Here is a 15,731-nt window from a genome sequence, read left to right as displayed (position 1 = left end):
TGAATTAGAATAATGATTTAATACTTGCTAAAACAGTAAGTACACCTACAATAATAACAAATACGTTACTCATTTTCCCTTTGTATTTAGCTAGTACTGGTACTTTTTGAATCGCATACATCGGTAATAGACATAAAATAGCAGCAACTAATGGACCGCTTAGAGAATCAATAAGTCCAAGAATACTTGGATTTGTATAAGCAACAAACCAGCATGATAATACAACAAAAGTAAGGACGATTGTCTTAATTGTTTTTTCTTCAATAACTTTTCCACGTGATTTACCGAACTTAATTATCATGTCACGCATTACTTCAAATGCTCCGATATAATGGCCAAGGAAAGATTTTGTAATAGCCACAAAAGCAATGATTGGAGCTGCAATCGTGATTACAGGTGAATTAAGCTCATTAGCAAGATATGAAAGGATTGATAAGTTTTGCTCTTTTGCCATTTTTAAATCCTCTGGAGTCAAGCTTAATGTACTACTCCAAACGAAGAACATAACTACAGCGAATGTCATGATATAACAAACTTTTTGTATTTGCGCACATTTAGCATCAGTAGCTTCTATTCCATACGTAGCTCTCTGTTTTACAACAAATGATGAAATCATAGGTGAATGATTAAATGAGAATACGATGATTGGTAGAATCAACAGTATCGTTCCAAAATATCCTGTTCCTGTTGAAGCAGTAGAAACAGCTGAAAAGCTAAGCATTGACGTATTCCACTGTGGAATTAAAGATATTGCGATAAAAAGTAGAGAAGCTATGAAAGGATACACTAGCATACTCATGATCTTTACAGTAATATCTTGACCAAAATTCAGTATAGCGATAAGACCAAGAACTAATACAAGTGATAAAATAGCCCTTGGAGGCTCTGGCATGTGCAATTGATGCACGATAAAGCTACTTGCAGTATTTGTAAGCGCAACCGAATACATTAGCACGATTGTATAAATTGAACCGAAATATACGATGTTAAAAATGATACTTGCTTTATTTCCGAAATACTCTCTAATTGTACCTGTGATCCCCTCATCAGCAGAATTAGAAGCGTATATCATTTTAGCAAGTGCCCTATGTGAGTAATACATAACTGGATATGCAAGCAATGTAATTAGTAGTAATGATAATAAACCACCTGAACCTGCATTAATCGGTAAAAAGAGCACCCCTGCTCCAATTGCAGTTCCAAATAGGCTCAATGCCCATGTAGTATCCTGCTTATGCCACTTTTTCGGATCTGCATATTGCTCATTTTCTAGTGCGATATTTTCAGCTTGAACTTCTATTTTCTTTGCAGTATTCCCGTTCATATAATAACTCCCCCTTGTATCTATTCTTGCGTCTCTCTTTATAGCTAACAAATATTCCTTTTTTCGGAAAATGAATTCCTTACAAGTTGCCCCACATTGCAAGTCCTTCATCATAATGAATCCAAATTGAAACATTCGCTAGTTAGCGTCCTAACATAAATGTTAGCGTTCACAAAAAAGTTTACTCGTACTATCCGCTCTTTATATAAAGACCGCTTAAGAGAACAATATTGAATAGACTTCATAAATACGTTGCAACATTTCTAATAACAGTGTATTACTTTTATGGTTTCTCTAAATTACTTGTAACAGTAATTTCAGTTAAACCGGCCTCTCTTCATTTATGAGGCATTTCTTTCTCAATTCTATACATCACTTTAATAGCTTCGGCAGCATTTATGGTATTGATTACACAAGCCACTGAAGCACTTTACATACATTTCGCCTCTAACCACACACCTTTCTTACTAATAATCGCATTTTTTATATTTTCTCCAGAGATCATAAAATTTCTCTCGACGCACTCATTATAACGTGTATATTTATAAAATTAATATTTTTATATTTTCAGAAATATTTAATGGCTATAATTTTACATGGATAATAATTTACAGTTAGCATGCAACCCTTGTTCCTATCGCTTAAAATGGAATTAATCAGCATAAAATACAGTAAAATATTGTTTATTTAAGCTACTCATTTTAAAAATTTATATATATTTCTTTATCGAAAATTTTATTTTAATTTAAAAAAGATATTCTAATAAATAATTAATGTGGTTTAAAAGAATTGTCTTTTTAAATGCACAAACCAATTTTTAGGATATAAATTATAGATATTGCATTCATATACATTTTAACTTGATGGTAACGAGGGAACCGCTAACATTTTTCTAAACGAAAACATAAAATAAGCTGCCCGTATACGGACAGCTTATTTACATCATTCAATCACCACTTTTATTAAAATGCAACAAAAGAGATGATATTATTGCTTATTGCACGATCCAACCTATGAAAAGCGAATAATATAATCTTTAAAATCCCTCATTAACTAGCTCTTTTATCGAGTTTAATTTTGCAGAAAGCTCAATAAACCATTCTTCATCCCCTGTTAATAATGCAAGGTCTATAAGATAAAGGATTTGCTCCTTATTTATTACCTTTGATTCAGGGAGTTTGTTAACGTGTTTACTAAAGAGTAAAATCGCTTCGTTCATTGTGTACTTGTCGTCACGTTTCACAATGCTAACTGTAACTACATCTTCCACTTCATCAAGTGATACAATGTAACCAACTATGAATTCACCCTCATTTGATATTCCACGAACCCAATCTCCCTCTTTTAAAACATGATTATTATTTGACATCATACTTTTTCACCTTCTTATAAATATTTTTTGTACCGATAAAAAAGATATAAAAAACAGCTTAAACTGTATTATTTTTAATTACAGTTTTTTTTTAAGAACTCACGGCTACATAATAATTAAGCCGCTTAACGTTCTTGATTAATAAGGTCAACAACTTCTTTCATTGTATAATTCTTTAAATATTCACCTAGATGTTCTTCCACACCTAAGAAAATAGCAAAAAGAACTTTCCGCATATTCGAACCTACAATACACTGATCATTTGATTCTGGACACTTCGGCTGCAATGTACCTTCAGAGGTTATTTGATAAATATTCCAAAGATTAATTTCACTTAAATCTCGGGCAAAAATAAAACCTCCACCAGTTCCCTCCTTTGATTGTATAAACTTATGTTTTTTTAACAAACTTAGCACTTTTCGAATGCGTACGGGATGAACACCTGCACTTTCTGAAATAGCATTACTTGTTGACATCCGATCTGGCTGTAAAGCTAAATAAGTTAAACTGTGAATGGCCAAGGTAAAGTCGCTGTTCATTGTTGTCCTCCTACGATAAAAAATATGATTTCTCGCTTAGTAACATACTGTAGCCATAAATATTACAGATAGGTTAGTCAAACGTAAAAATATAAGAAGCATGCTTAGCATGAAAAAATAAATCTCTTTATATTCTATCAGAACTCCCCTATATCTCCTAACTTCAATTAACTTTTTAAGTTACAAATCAATTTAAACAGTCCACTGTTTCTTAACTTGTTCTTCTGCCAATTGTTTAATTTGTGTCCAAATCGTATCTTTACTCACAATAACATTTGTATGATAATTTCTATCTTTATAATTAACTGTAACACGTACTTCAATCACTTCTGTTTCCTCCTTTCAAAATATTACTTATTAATTAGCCATTTTTTGCAATTCAATATTCAAAAATGTTCGAACGCTACGCGGTAAAAATTTGCGGATTTCTTCCTCGTTAAAACCAACCTGTAATCTTTTTTCATCCAGCATAATTGGACGACGTAACATTTGAGGATACTCAATTATTAATTTATAAAACTCATTAAGCGAAAGCGCCTCAATATTTATATTTAATTCCTGAAAAGTTTTAGATCTAGTTGAAATAATTTCATTAGCACCCTCTTCAGTTAAACGGAGAATGGATTTAAGCTCATCGACTGTAAGAGAATTTGATACGATATTTTTTTCGGTATAATCAATTTGATGTTCTTCAAGCCATGCTTTTGCTTTTCGGCATGAACTACAGCTTGCTGTCGTATATAAAATCACCATATTTTACACACACTCCTTTACTTTTTAAATTATTATATAGATTATTGAAATGTATTAAAAAAAATTACAGTTTAGAATGAAATACACGTTATATTATTTATTCGAGAATATTTAATTTATCTGTTTTTTACAAACAATAGCAACTCACTTCTAAAAACTATACTGTAATTTTAAACTTTACAGTTCTATTAATCAACTGTTAAGTCTTGGATGCATTCCATTAGCCGAACAAATCATTTTCTTCTGTACGAATGTCCTATAGTGTTACGGCTAACCACTTCTTTAAAGTAAATTTTATCCCGCTATTTGAGTGCACCGCCTCAAAATTTGGCAAGAGCAACAAAGTTAGGTCGAAGTCAGGCTCCCCTTAATAACCCGATTGGTAAGGTCTAATTATATTTCACTTTATTCATTTCTTTCCTACATGTACTACTATGAAATATATTTAGCATAATAAAAGCAACTGCATTGAACACAGCAGCATTGTAGGAAGAAATACGCGGACAAAAAAAGCAAAGCGCGCGCACTTTGCTTCTTACAAAATCCCTTTTAACTTTTTACCAATTAACTTCGCTACATATTCATAACCTTGTCGGCCAAAATGTAAACCGTCTTTTTCATCAGCTGTAATACTATCACCAAAGCATACTAACGTATTCATAAAAACTAAATCTCCTTTTACGTATGAAATAACTTTCCTTCTACCGCCTTAATATATCTTTCAGCAGAACGTTCCACTGCCTCATTGGCATTCTCTTTCACTACTCGGTGAAAAGCATTATATAAACGATTAAACTGTAATGGCTTCACTCGATTCGCCATTTCCTCCACTTTTCTCGCTGGTAATGGAATTAAGTTCGGATAGCTGTACATGAAACTCACCCATTGCTGATCCGCTACAACTTGAATAATATCACCTGTTAATAAAATACCTTTCCCATCATTTCCTTCTTCCCAATGTAATACAGAACCGCCGCTAAAATGTCCTCCGAGACGATGAATAGTAATTCCGTCCGCTAATTGTAAAGACTCGCCAGACCAATAAATAATACGGCTACTCGGGCGTACTACCCACTCTTTATCGTCTTCATGTATATAAATTGGTACATTAAACGTTTCTGCCCATTCTACTTGCGTTGAATAATAATGAGGATGAGATAGTGCTATCGCATCTAACCCGCCCCACTCCTTTATTTTCTCAATTGTCGTTTCATCTAAATAAGTAATACAATCCCATAGTAAACGATACGCTTCCGTTTTTACTACATATCCCGTTTGACCAATCGCAAATTCCGGTTTTGTCGTAATACTATAAAGCCCATTTTCTTCTTCTATCATTTCATTTTTATATGTACCACTCGATTGCAAGTTTTCTAAAGTCGTCCAAGACTGTCCTTTCGGATTCACATATTGTCTCTCCTCATCACAAATAACACAACTTACCGGTTCTTCCACACTCGCTGCATACTGTACGCCGCACGTTGTACAAACGAAATTTTTCATAATATTTCCCCCTACCCCTATATTTTTATCCCGCATTAATGGGCAGTAAGATCTTCACCTCAAAATTCAGCGAAAGCAAAGAAGTTAGGTGGGGAATCAACTGCCCATAAAAGCCCGATTGGTTCAACTAATAATCAGTGGGGGATGAAGCCCCCACTGATTAAAGTTTCACTTTATTAAGCTGATTTTTGTTGATAATGATCTACTTTTTTATTTTCAATTAATAAACCGATTAGAGTCAGTAAGTAGACAACTGTAACTGCCAATGGAATGACAGTAAATCCATTGTCTGCAAAAAGAATCCCGCAAACTGACGTTACGAGTACAGTCCCTACTGACAATACACCATAACTTTTACTTTCATAAATCCATACGTACGGTATAAAATGAACCCCTATTAACATCGCTACTACAAAAGGTAGCCACTCTGGAAATTGAAAATAGGCAAGTAATACAAACGGAATATTTAATACATTTATCCCGCCAATTAATCCAGCTAAAGTCCCTAGCGGATTTCCTTTCGCAAACATGTCAATTTTCAATATAGCAGCTATCATTAAGCCAAAAGGAAATACACAACCCATACCAATTAAATACACCCACACAACTTGTTTTTCTGAAAGAAGAATACCCGTTACACTTGCTACAATCCAAAATAAAATACCAGCTATTATAACTGGAAATCCTCTTTTCGTTCTTTGTGCTAAATCTCTTTTTGCTTCTAGAATGTTCATTTCACTATCTCCCCCAAACTATTTGTACTATAAAGCCGGCTCAATTTCGTCCATCCAATAACGCCAAGCTACTAAGTAATCTTCTAAATCTTTCGGGTGGTGTCTCAAACATGTATCTATACGCAAATATAATCCTATGACTATTTCTTCGTATAAATCTCGTTCTTTTTTATGAAATACACATTGTTTCATCGCAAAATCAATTGCTTCTTTCGTAACATCTTCAGGAGTTGAACAGAACGCATAAATTAAATCATATAAAGGATCTCCAAGGACTGGTAACGGATCAATTACTCCATGTAACTTATTCTGCCGGAATATAAAATTATGAAATCCGAAATCACCATGTAATAAAAAGGGTTGATTTACTCCGGCTTCCCTATTTGCTAGTTTAAGAACCGTTCTATATTCTTCTTCACTTATGTAACATCTTACATTTTCATAAGCTTCCATCACATTTGCAGTTAAAAATTCATTCCAAGATTGAACCGGACTTTCTTTCCACCCCCAGCCTTCTGCCTCTGGAACCATTTTATACTTATTGATAACTTCTTTTACAAGTGTACGAAGCGTACTTCGTTTATATCCTTGTTTACACGAAGTATTACCTTCCAGGAAAGAATACACGAAATATGTATGTAAAGGTTCCTTATACAAAAGCTTTGAAAATAAAGTATTCCCCTCATAAAAAGAAAGAAAATTAGCTTCTTCACGTATTACTTCCGCTTCATTCAGCTTTACTACATATTTTTCGTCCAACAAATATACAGTACTTGTCGTTCCTCCGTTCAACGCTTTTACGCTATTTGGAGCATGTGAAATAACTTTCTCCTTAACTAGTTGTGCAGCAATTATTGAAATGTCCATTCTCTCACCCTTTAATTTCGAAGATCCCCTCAATTCAAAAGACAACTTTACTATTATTTGACAAACGAATAGGAAACCCCTTCCAAAATCTTAATATAACAAAAATTCATTTACTTTTATATTTCAAAAATAAGGAAATACTAACAACAACGTTACATACATATTAGGAGGACAATATGAAACCTGAATTTTTAAAAGCAGTACATGATGCCATTGGAAGTGTCGAACACATTCATATAGAAGAAAGCGGTGCTGACAGCTTACTTATCCATCATGATGATGCACAGCAATTACAACAAGTCGCTAAAACGTTAGAAAACAACAATTTCCGCTCTGCTTTAAGAACAACTGGAGATGCTTCGTATATTGAAGTGTTGAACAGATAATGAAAGTCTGGATGTATTCCGGGCTTTCTTTTTTTATCCCACATTAACGGGCAGTAAGACCCCCACTGATTAAAGTTTCACTTTATATTGAAACTTTAAACTCTTTCACATACACCGCTGTTCCAGCAATATCTATTTGTAATTTCTCATTTTCTACATCTTTCGTTACATATACCGTTACACGGCCATCTTTATTCATTTCCTGTCCTTGTTCAACGATTAATTCCATTTTATGGTCAAAACCTTTCTCCAAATACATCGCATAGTACGCTCCCATTACACCTGAAGCTGTTCCTGTCACTGGATCTTCAATCGTTCCAGCATAAGCCGATGAGAAATGACGCCCATGCATTTGTGCCTGTTCATCATAAGTTTCTAAGCAAACTGGATGAATAGAAGCGTTAGGTATTTCTTTTAATACCGATGGAAACATCTCATTGTTAGGCTTCATTCTCTCACATACATCTAGATTTTTAACCGGTACAATTACAGTCCAGTTTCCTGTACTTCCATATACAATCGGTAAACTTACATCTAAATCATTTACGTCCAAACCAATGCTATGAGCTAATTCTTCTTTTGAACCTGCAAATTCTTTAAACTGAGGTGTAGCCTGCCTCATTTTAATAAAGGTTTCTCCCTTTTCATTTACATCTGTTTGTATTGCTAAAACCCCTGCCTTCGTTTCAATCGTAAAACTTGTTTTCTCTTCTAATAAACCTCTTTCACACAAGGCAAATATTGTTCCAACTGTCCCATGACCACATAAATCTATTTCAAAACGAGGGGTAAAATAGCGAACCTTTAAATCTGCTACTTTTGAAGAAAGAACGAAAGACGTTTCGTTAAATCCAACTTTTTCAGCAATACGCTGCATTTCCCCTGCTGTTAATCCATCCGCCTCTAATACAACACCTGCTGGATTCCCCATATTTGGTTTATTCGTAAATGCATCGTAATGAAATACCTTTATAGTCTTCATTTTCTTTTCTCCTAATCTTCTTCTAATTTTCCAATTGTAATTATGTGTAGCAAACCATTTCATATTCTCCATGAAAACCCAAATAGTCATTCAATACTTATAAAATCGTACTTCACCACTTCAATTCCCCCACACCTGGCTCAATAAACTTCCCTGAAACATCCTCATTTGAATCAATTACCCAATCATATATATTTTGTGCTCCTTCAGCCGGAGTCATATTCGCATCAAAGGCACCGATATCAGTCTTTAATTTTCCTGGGTGAATTGCCGTTACACGAATTCCTTTATTCTCAAACTCTTGTTGTAAACAAAGTGTTAACATATTTTGTGCAGCTTTAGCAATTCGATAGGAATATGAGAACTGTCCTTGCGGAAACTCTTTGTTCGCCATTTTATGTAGTGATCCTAACCGAGAGGACACATTTATTATTCTCGGCTGATCCGATTTAGCTAAAGCCACATATGTACCTTTTACAGCTCGAATTACGCCTAAGCAGTGAATATTAAATAAGTCCGTTAACTCTTCTGAATTTGTATGTAAAATCTCAGTCTCCTTTCCAGTAATTCCAGCGTTATTTATAACTAGATCCATATACTCTGTATATCCCTCGAGCTGGTTCTTAATCTGCTTCGTACTCTCATCAAGTGATAAGTCTGCCAATATAGGAAAACATCTACAACTAAACATTTGCTTCAATTGCGTTACCGTAACCTCAGTTCTAACTAACGGATAAACGATATGCCCATTTTCATGAAATACTTTTACCAACTGTAACCCTAACCCGCGATTTCCCCCTGTAATTAGAACTCTCATATATCCATCTCCTTATTTTTAAAATAAATAAGAAAGTCCATCCATTTACCATTCTCTAAAGAAAACGCCTCTCTCTTGCATTCAAGTGAAAAACCTGTTCTTTCCGCAAGACGAACGGATGGCTCATTATCAACATGTATATGTAATTCAATTCTATGGAAATGAAGACTATTAAAAAATAACGATAACGCAGCTTTTACACTTTCAATACCATATCCATTTTTCCAGTATTGATTATGTATGGAATACCCCATCATCGCCCATTGATAGTCCATACGTAAAATTTTTATAAGCTCTAGCTTCCCAATATTAGCCCCATCTTCTTTACGAAAAATACCTAATACATACATCTCATCTCGATGTGCTGCTTCATCAAAACCTCTTATCCATTCCGTGAACCATTCTTTTGTTGATGATGCCATAACTTGGTGGCCATCGTCATATTTATACTGCGATGGTAGCCTCTTATGAAATCCATCTAACCAACTTTCATAATCATCATTTTGGAACGGACGGATTATGAGCCTCCCTGTCTCTACTTGTAATAACGGTAGATTCATTTATATCTCTTCCTTTTTATTAATGATTGAATATTCTTTATTATCTTACACAAAATACAAAATCTAGTAAATTATTATGTTCTTTACAAACAAAAATCCAGTTATGCTTTGTACATAACTGGATTCCTCATCATCTAATCGCTTTTTATTTTACAAGTACAACTTCTCTTAATTCCCTCTTCAACACTTTCCCTAAAGCATTTTTCGGTAATTCTTTCATAAATACAACTTCTGGTATTTTATAACTTGCTAGTTTCTCTTTACAATGCCGTATAATTTCTTCTTCCGTTAAAGACGTTTGCATATCTTTTACAATATACGCTGTCGGAATCTCTCCCCAAAAGTCATCTGGAACTCCAACTACTGCAACTTCTAAAACACCATGTATTTCATGAATAACATCTTCTACTTGATCTGGATATACGTTGTCACCACCGCGTATAATAACGTCTTTATATCTTCCCATAATATGCAGGAATCCGTCATCATCTATCATGCCCGCATCGCCCATGTTAAACCAATTATCTTTTACTACCTTTTTTGTCGCCTTTTCATTATTCCAATACCCTTTAAACATGTATGGACTTCTTACATGAATCTCACCAACTTCATTTGTTGTTAGTTCATCACCTGTTTCTGGATGAACAATTTTTAACTCTACATGTTTCAAAGTTTTCCCTACAGAAGACATCTTTTCTTTTCCCATCATTGGATGCCATGAAGTTACAACCCAACCTTCTGTACTCCCATATCCTTGCACCATATATATTCCTTTTTCCATATATTTTTGAATAAGTGTTTCTGGCACTTTTGTACCACCACTTTGTGCTACTTTAAAAGTTGAAATGTTACGTTCTTTTTTATTTAGCTCCTCAAGCATGTAGCTATAAACAGCTGGGAACGCAAGCATCGTAGTAATTTTCTCTTCTTCAATCTTATCCCAAATAAGAGCAGGATTCGAATCAGCTAAAAAGATCATCGTAACACCATGATAAATACAATTTAAAATAGAAAGCACTCCACTCATATGAAATAATGGATGCACGGATAAAAAGCGTTCACCTGGTGGAAATTCTCTTTGGCCCGCAATCTCAGAAAAATAATGATGTAAGTTTTTATGTCCAATTACACATGCTTTTGCCTGTCCAGTCGTTCCTGAAGTAAATAAGTAAATCGCATCATCATCTTCATGAACTTCTACGTTCGGTTCTGTAATTGGCTGTTCTTGTAATGTTAATTCAAATGAACCAAATCCTTCTTCAGTCGTTTTAATTACATAAGGAATTTCTTTAACAGCATCAATTTTTAAAGCTTCATGGAACTCTTCATCAATAACTAACACTTTTAATTTTGCTTCTTTTACAATCGTTTCTAACTCATAAGCAGTAAGCTGATGATTTAACGGAATACATACAGCTCCAATTTTTAAACTTGCCATCATAACGCTTGGAAACGGATGATTATTTTTGCATAGTATTCCAATACGATCTCCTCTTTGTACACCGTTATGTAGCAAATAGTGTGCAAGCTGATTTACTCGTTCATTATACTGCTGAAACGAATACCTTTTCTCTCCCCCTACAAGCGCTTCCAAATTTGGTGATTGCATTGCTCTTTTTTGTAATAATTTTTGCATCGTTCTCAAGTAAAACTCCCCTTTATATATATTAGGTTTTTTATTTTACCAGATTAACTATTAATTTACTAAAGATTACACTTAGTGAATGTAAATCCACTAAAAATAGCCATCTACTTAGCAAGTAAATGGCTATTTCCTCTTATATATTAGAATACTCCTTATTCATCACATAGCGCACATACTCCGGTGCACTTTTATCAATCTCTTCATCACTTAATTTATATTCGGCACCATATAAATAAAATGGAGGTATAAATTTCATATCTGTATATAAGCAAGTAGCTTGAAATGGTTTTGTTAACTCATCCATTGTAATTCCGCTATTTTCATAGTCTTTTTCTAATCCACCTATAGAAATAGCTAGACCAAATTCTTTCCCTTTCACTTTGTCTCCTTTTGATCCGTACGCAAATCCATATGTTAATACATCGTCAAACCATTTTTTTAATAATGGTGGTGAACTGTACCAATAAAGCGGAAATTGAAATATATATCTGTCATGTTCTACTAATAGCTTTTGCTCTTCTTCAATATTAAACTCCCAATTCGGTGCCGCTTTATATAATTCATGCACCGTAATTTCATCTGAATATTTCTCAAGTTCTTCAATCCATCTTTTATTGATTTTTGATTTTTCAATATCAGGATGTGCTACAATTACAAGTGTTTTCATCCGTTTCCATCCCCTTTATAAATTAATCAATCCTTTACGTATTAGTATGAATGAGTCACATATAATTGAAAAGTACGTACTTTAAAGTGCTATAGGAACCTTAAAGTACCTGTGGAGGTGTTATATGAATCAAAATGAAGACTGCCCAATTGCAACGACACTCGATGTAATCGGCGGAAAATGGAAAGTTCATATTTTATGTGTTTTGATGGATGGAAAAATGCGAACAAATGAAATCCGACGAGAAATCCCAAACATTACGCAAAAAGTTCTTACACAACAACTTCGGCAACTTGAAGCTGATGGAATTATCCATCGTACTGTATATCAAGAAGTACCACCAAAGGTTGAGTACACAATAAGCGAATACGGGAAATCTTTAATGCAAATTATGGATGAACTATGCGAATGGGGAAAAGATCATCAAATCAAAAGATTACATGACTAAAAAAATCACCAAATTCTTTACATACTAGTGGGAACGGCACATCACTATCAAGCTAACAAAGAGACCCTAATAAGAAAACTTTCAATTTTATAGTCTCTTTAAAATTTAGCTTGATAGTGATACGGCAAGACCCAAATAAAGAAGTCTATGAAGCAAATTAAAAACAACAACAGATACAACTAATGTTAATAAGAAAATTATAGTCTCTGAATGGCTTACTTCATTTTGAAATCTAAACAGTCACCCTTTAAGCCAAGCTTAATAATATCGCTTTTGTACGATTATCCGTTACTTCATAATAAATTTCTAACCCTTTCCGAGTACCTGTAACAACCTTTGTAGCTTTTAGTTTAGATAAATGTTGACTAATTGTACTTTGAGGCATTTGTAATGTTTCATACATTGTCGTTACGTTAATAGGACCTTTTGCAAGCATTATTTTTACTAATGATAAACGGACAGGATGTGCTAATACCTTTAATACTTCAGTGATTTCTTCATACATTTTCATATTTTTTCTCTCCTTTTATATAACTATTAATGATATCCATATATATAATTCGAAAGGATATATGATTTTATGTCCGTCATTTTAAAAAAATATTAAAAAATCTCTTCAGATAGAGGGAATCCTCCCAATTCTATAGATTTCTCTTTCACTCTATATTATTTGATAGAAGCTTTCCTTACTGAGACCCTCTACCGTTGTTCTCTTGCTGGTGCCCATTATTCCCTTGCGATCCTCTTCCGTTGTTTCCTTGCTGATTTCCATTATTCCCTTGCGATCCTCTTCCGTTGTTCTCTTGCTGATTCCCGTTATTCCCTTGCGATCCTCTTCCATTGTTCCCTTGCCCATTTCCATTATTCCCTTGCGATTCTCTTCCGTTGTTTCCTTGCTGATTTCCATTATTCCCTTGAGACCCTCTGCCGTTGTTCTCTTGCTGGTGCCCATTATTCCCTTGCGATTCTCTTCCGTTGTTTTCTTGCTGGTGCCCATTATTCCCTTGAGACCCTCTAACCTTGTTCTCTTGCTGGTGCCCATTATTCCCTTGTGATCCTCTTCCGTTGTTTCCTTGCTGATTTCCATTATTTCTTTGCGATTCTCTTCCGTTATTCTCTTGTTGGTGCCCATTATTCCCTTGCGATTCTCTTCCGTTGTTTCCTTGCTGATTTCCATTAATCCCTTGAGACCCTCTGCCGTTGTTCTCCTGCTGATTCCCATTATTTTCCTTTATTTGCTTCCGCTGTTGTTCCTTAGATTGCTCTTGTTCTATATACTCTTTCTTCTCGTTGCTTTCTTCTTTTACAGGAGGTGTGTCCGATGATGCATCAGAAGATAACTTTTGTTGTTCTTGATTAGATGACGGTGCAGGTGGAGCAAGCGATTTTTTCTTCTCATTCTCTTGTTTTATATAAACGCCCGTTCCAACTCCTGCTTTCTCAGCATCTTCCCGCATTTGCATCGTACTGCTTTGATATTCGACTGTAACATGTTTTATCTCATATTCTTTCTTTAATTCCTGCATAGCCTTTTCCAACTGTGTTTCTAGCGACTTGTCCTTTGCAATAGCCGTTAGCATAACTTGCTTATCATTGGTTAAGTACTTATCCTCTTGACTCTGCTTTATAATAATACGTATCACGTCTTGCAGATGTTTATTTTCCCACCTGTTCATTTCTTGTAAAATACGCCTTCCATCATCATTACAAGCCCGCAAATCTATAACACGAAGATCCTCCGTTACGCTCGCCTCTATACTTGGATTTATATCAACTGAGACATAAGCAAATACTTTTTCTTCTGGTTGATTGTAAAAAAACAGCAATACGCATAGAAAACCAGCAACAATTACTGTTGTAGGCTTTAAGAAAGGTAGTATGGAAAAACGCGACGCTCTTTGTTCTTGTTTGTTAAACGAGATTTCCTCTCCTATCATGTATGGGTGCGCTTTTCTTTTAAATGTAATAAACTCTCCATTTGGAGTCAAAACAACTACGTTATGCTTTTTTATATCCATCACAATTCCTTTATTCATCATGCTTTTCCCCTCTTATATAATCAAGAATGTATGTATAGTTGTTTGCAAAAATAATACTCATCGCAATAATGTATTTTCTATGTCGTTCCAACGTTTTACGACTTACCCTAACAAGTGGTTCAATATGTTTTAGGGGTAATCTTTTCTTACGGAACAGCTCTTCCATCATTTCCTCTTCTTTTATAATAATCTTCACAATTTCTATTAGGTGCTCACGCGTATCACGATGCTTAGGAGATTCTTTAGCAAGCTCTGAAAATGTAATTTTAAACTCAGCTAACACACTTTGAAAATGAAGAATTTCCTCCTTACGGTTACTATTTTCGATTTCTTTCATATACTCCGTAAGCGATACTTGCATTTCTAACATTTCCTCTTGCTCATCTTCTTTTAAAAAGACAAAGTTATGCTTAGACTCCTTGCGTATATAGTCAATTACATCTCTTTTTATAAGAAGATCAGCAAACGCTAGAAAAGATTTCCCTCTTTTATATGAATACTGTTCAATTGCTTCGTTAAACGCAAACAGTCCAATACTATATTCATCATCCTGTTCTGTAATATATCGGCGACAGACAGACGATATGGATTTTCTAATAAAAGGCTGATACTGTACGATAAATGCTTCCTTATCTCCTCCATTGTTTTGTATGTTATATACGATATCTTCTATTTTCGGTTTTCTTAGGATCTTCATTACTAAACTCAACACTAGTAATCTTCCAGCCTCCTTCTGCTTCAAATAGCAAAATGATCACTAAACAAGTGACCATTTAACCACATTTTCTTAGTACTTTTCTTTGGGCTTGTCTACTTGCTATTACTCATATTTTTCGAGGCCGATTTTTTATATGACTATTTTTTCCACTTGTACTAAAGTGAAGTCTGTATTTTGTACTGCTTTCTTGTTTTCTTTTACAATACCACTTGCTCTTTTCTATTTTAGCCGCAATCTTTGAATAACTCTTCGCTATATTTTTGGTAATTTTAGCTTTTTCTTTCATTTATTTTCTTCTACTTTACATATATTCGAAGGAACAAATAATTTTATGGGGGTCAAATTTTTTTTTTTTTTATAAAATAGTTATTTTTTCA

The 15,731-nt window shown here is 34.3% G+C and carries 18 protein-coding genes and 1 pseudogene; 2 read left to right on the top strand and 17 right to left on the bottom strand.

From position 1 onward, the window contains the following. Nucleotides 1–4: 4 nt before the first annotated feature. The 9 genes and pseudogenes from AC1Q8N_RS23000 to AC1Q8N_RS22960 form a co-directional block, all read right to left on the bottom strand. Nucleotides 5–1,324, bottom strand: a complete 1,320-nt coding sequence (locus AC1Q8N_RS23000; RefSeq protein ID WP_046954708.1) for an aromatic amino acid transport family protein — start codon at nt 1,322–1,324, stop codon at nt 5–7. A 1,036-nt stretch (nt 1,325–2,360) separates the two neighbouring features. Then, a complete protein-coding gene (locus tag AC1Q8N_RS22995) occupies nt 2,361–2,696 on the bottom strand; it encodes an IDEAL domain-containing protein (RefSeq protein ID WP_098078123.1) in 336 nt (111 codons plus the stop codon). Between the two features lie 125 nt (nt 2,697–2,821). Next, a complete protein-coding gene (saiR, locus tag AC1Q8N_RS22990; RefSeq protein ID WP_048546546.1) occupies nt 2,822–3,235 on the bottom strand; it encodes an Rrf2-family transcriptional regulator SaiR in 414 nt (137 codons plus the stop codon). A 192-nt stretch (nt 3,236–3,427) separates the two neighbouring features. After that, the gene (locus AC1Q8N_RS22985) at nt 3,428–3,562 is read right to left on the bottom strand and encodes a BA3454 family stress response protein (protein WP_048546548.1); all 135 of its coding nucleotides are present in this window, start codon (nt 3,560–3,562) and stop codon (nt 3,428–3,430) included. 30 nt (nt 3,563–3,592) lie between these two features. After that, nucleotides 3,593–3,988: a transcriptional regulator SpxA gene (gene spxA / locus AC1Q8N_RS22980; protein ID WP_048546550.1), complete on the bottom strand. Its 396-nt coding sequence runs from the start codon at nt 3,986–3,988 to the stop codon at nt 3,593–3,595. Between the two features lie 535 nt (nt 3,989–4,523). Beyond that, a pseudogene (locus tag AC1Q8N_RS22975) lies at nt 4,524–4,610 on the bottom strand (esterase); the annotation flags it as partial. A gap of 56 nt (nt 4,611–4,666) precedes the next feature. After that, complete coding sequence (locus AC1Q8N_RS22970; RefSeq protein ID WP_048546552.1) at nt 4,667–5,491, bottom strand: MBL fold metallo-hydrolase; 825 nt, start codon at nt 5,489–5,491, stop codon at nt 4,667–4,669. Between the two features lie 176 nt (nt 5,492–5,667). Then, a complete protein-coding gene (locus AC1Q8N_RS22965; protein ID WP_048546554.1) occupies nt 5,668–6,225 on the bottom strand; it encodes a DUF7010 family protein in 558 nt (185 codons plus the stop codon). A 27-nt stretch (nt 6,226–6,252) separates the two neighbouring features. After that, complete coding sequence (locus AC1Q8N_RS22960; RefSeq protein WP_048546556.1) at nt 6,253–7,092, bottom strand: phosphotransferase family protein; 840 nt, start codon at nt 7,090–7,092, stop codon at nt 6,253–6,255. Between the two features lie 176 nt (nt 7,093–7,268). Between AC1Q8N_RS22960 and AC1Q8N_RS22955 the strand changes: the two genes are divergently transcribed. After that, the gene (locus AC1Q8N_RS22955; protein ID WP_044443258.1) at nt 7,269–7,478 is read left to right on the top strand and encodes a hypothetical protein; all 210 of its coding nucleotides are present in this window, start codon (nt 7,269–7,271) and stop codon (nt 7,476–7,478) included. 82 nt (nt 7,479–7,560) lie between these two features. Here AC1Q8N_RS22955 and AC1Q8N_RS22950 read toward each other — a convergent pair whose 3' ends face one another. The 5 genes from AC1Q8N_RS22950 to AC1Q8N_RS22930 form a co-directional block, all read right to left on the bottom strand. Then, nucleotides 7,561–8,460 (bottom strand): PhzF family phenazine biosynthesis isomerase, encoded by a 900-nt coding sequence (locus AC1Q8N_RS22950; RefSeq protein WP_098078119.1) that lies wholly within the window; start codon nt 8,458–8,460, stop codon nt 7,561–7,563. Nucleotides 8,461–8,572: 112 nt separating this feature from the next. Continuing rightward, complete coding sequence (locus AC1Q8N_RS22945; RefSeq protein WP_098078116.1) at nt 8,573–9,277, bottom strand: SDR family NAD(P)-dependent oxidoreductase; 705 nt, start codon at nt 9,275–9,277, stop codon at nt 8,573–8,575. Continuing rightward, nucleotides 9,274–9,837 carry a GNAT family N-acetyltransferase gene (locus AC1Q8N_RS22940; RefSeq protein WP_048546564.1) on the bottom strand — a complete coding sequence of 188 codons (564 nt, stop codon included), beginning with the start codon at nt 9,835–9,837 and terminating at the stop codon, nt 9,274–9,276. The genes AC1Q8N_RS22945 and AC1Q8N_RS22940 overlap by 4 nt, the downstream gene beginning before the upstream one ends. A gap of 145 nt (nt 9,838–9,982) precedes the next feature. Then, nucleotides 9,983–11,482 carry a class I adenylate-forming enzyme family protein gene (locus AC1Q8N_RS22935; RefSeq protein WP_048546566.1) on the bottom strand — a complete coding sequence of 500 codons (1,500 nt, stop codon included), beginning with the start codon at nt 11,480–11,482 and terminating at the stop codon, nt 9,983–9,985. A gap of 133 nt (nt 11,483–11,615) precedes the next feature. Continuing rightward, the gene (locus tag AC1Q8N_RS22930) at nt 11,616–12,149 is read right to left on the bottom strand and encodes an NAD(P)H-dependent oxidoreductase (protein ID WP_098078114.1); all 534 of its coding nucleotides are present in this window, start codon (nt 12,147–12,149) and stop codon (nt 11,616–11,618) included. A 124-nt stretch (nt 12,150–12,273) separates the two neighbouring features. Between AC1Q8N_RS22930 and AC1Q8N_RS22925 the strand changes: the two genes are divergently transcribed. Beyond that, entirely contained in the window at nt 12,274–12,597 is a 324-nt protein-coding gene (locus tag AC1Q8N_RS22925; RefSeq protein ID WP_001072996.1) for a winged helix-turn-helix transcriptional regulator, read from the top strand. 247 nt (nt 12,598–12,844) lie between these two features. Here the strand turns inward: AC1Q8N_RS22925 and AC1Q8N_RS22920 are convergent, their stop codons facing one another. The 3 genes from AC1Q8N_RS22920 to sigI all read right to left on the bottom strand — a co-directional run bounded on the left by AC1Q8N_RS22920 (nt 12,845) and on the right by sigI (nt 15,348). Beyond that, a complete protein-coding gene (locus AC1Q8N_RS22920) occupies nt 12,845–13,108 on the bottom strand; it encodes an ArsR/SmtB family transcription factor (RefSeq protein WP_048546570.1) in 264 nt (87 codons plus the stop codon). Between the two features lie 175 nt (nt 13,109–13,283). Next, the gene (locus AC1Q8N_RS22915) at nt 13,284–14,633 is read right to left on the bottom strand and encodes an anti-sigma factor domain-containing protein (RefSeq protein ID WP_493521393.1); all 1,350 of its coding nucleotides are present in this window, start codon (nt 14,631–14,633) and stop codon (nt 13,284–13,286) included. Continuing rightward, nucleotides 14,626–15,348 carry an RNA polymerase sigma factor SigI gene (gene sigI / locus AC1Q8N_RS22910; RefSeq protein WP_048543735.1) on the bottom strand — a complete coding sequence of 241 codons (723 nt, stop codon included), beginning with the start codon at nt 15,346–15,348 and terminating at the stop codon, nt 14,626–14,628. The genes AC1Q8N_RS22915 and sigI overlap by 8 nt, the downstream gene beginning before the upstream one ends. Between the last annotated feature and the right edge of the window lie 383 nt (nt 15,349–15,731).

It is taken from the genome of Bacillus sp. GW823-FHT06B01 (assembly GCF_058952315.1).
The sequence above is the reverse complement of the archived record's forward strand: the minus strand, read 5'-3'. Positions and strand labels throughout refer to the sequence as shown.

Excerpts from the sequence above, each read along its gene's own strand:
- AC1Q8N_RS22960 (WP_048546556.1), bottom strand. The coding sequence starts at position 7,092 with ATGGACATTTCAATAATTGCTGCACAACTAGTTAAGGAGAAAGTTATT.
- saiR (WP_048546546.1), bottom strand. The coding sequence starts at position 3,235 with ATGAACAGCGACTTTACCTTGGCCATTCACAGTTTAACTTATTTAGCT.
- AC1Q8N_RS22995 (WP_098078123.1), bottom strand. The coding sequence starts at position 2,696 with ATGATGTCAAATAATAATCATGTTTTAAAAGAGGGAGATTGGGTTCGT.
- AC1Q8N_RS22925 (WP_001072996.1), top strand. The coding sequence starts at position 12,274 with ATGAATCAAAATGAAGACTGCCCAATTGCAACGACACTCGATGTAATC.
- AC1Q8N_RS22940 (WP_048546564.1), bottom strand. The coding sequence starts at position 9,837 with ATGAATCTACCGTTATTACAAGTAGAGACAGGGAGGCTCATAATCCGT.
- AC1Q8N_RS23000 (WP_046954708.1), bottom strand. The coding sequence starts at position 1,324 with ATGAACGGGAATACTGCAAAGAAAATAGAAGTTCAAGCTGAAAATATC.
- AC1Q8N_RS22920 (WP_048546570.1), bottom strand. The coding sequence starts at position 13,108 with ATGAAAATGTATGAAGAAATCACTGAAGTATTAAAGGTATTAGCACAT.
- AC1Q8N_RS22915 (WP_493521393.1), bottom strand. The coding sequence starts at position 14,633 with ATGAATAAAGGAATTGTGATGGATATAAAAAAGCATAACGTAGTTGTT.
- AC1Q8N_RS22930 (WP_098078114.1), bottom strand. The coding sequence starts at position 12,149 with ATGAAAACACTTGTAATTGTAGCACATCCTGATATTGAAAAATCAAAA.
- AC1Q8N_RS22955 (WP_044443258.1), top strand. The coding sequence starts at position 7,269 with ATGAAACCTGAATTTTTAAAAGCAGTACATGATGCCATTGGAAGTGTC.
- spxA (WP_048546550.1), bottom strand. The coding sequence starts at position 3,988 with ATGGTGATTTTATATACGACAGCAAGCTGTAGTTCATGCCGAAAAGCA.
- AC1Q8N_RS22945 (WP_098078116.1), bottom strand. The coding sequence starts at position 9,277 with ATGAGAGTTCTAATTACAGGGGGAAATCGCGGGTTAGGGTTACAGTTG.
- AC1Q8N_RS22970 (WP_048546552.1), bottom strand. The coding sequence starts at position 5,491 with ATGAAAAATTTCGTTTGTACAACGTGCGGCGTACAGTATGCAGCGAGT.
- AC1Q8N_RS22950 (WP_098078119.1), bottom strand. The coding sequence starts at position 8,460 with ATGAAGACTATAAAGGTATTTCATTACGATGCATTTACGAATAAACCA.
- AC1Q8N_RS22965 (WP_048546554.1), bottom strand. The coding sequence starts at position 6,225 with ATGAACATTCTAGAAGCAAAAAGAGATTTAGCACAAAGAACGAAAAGA.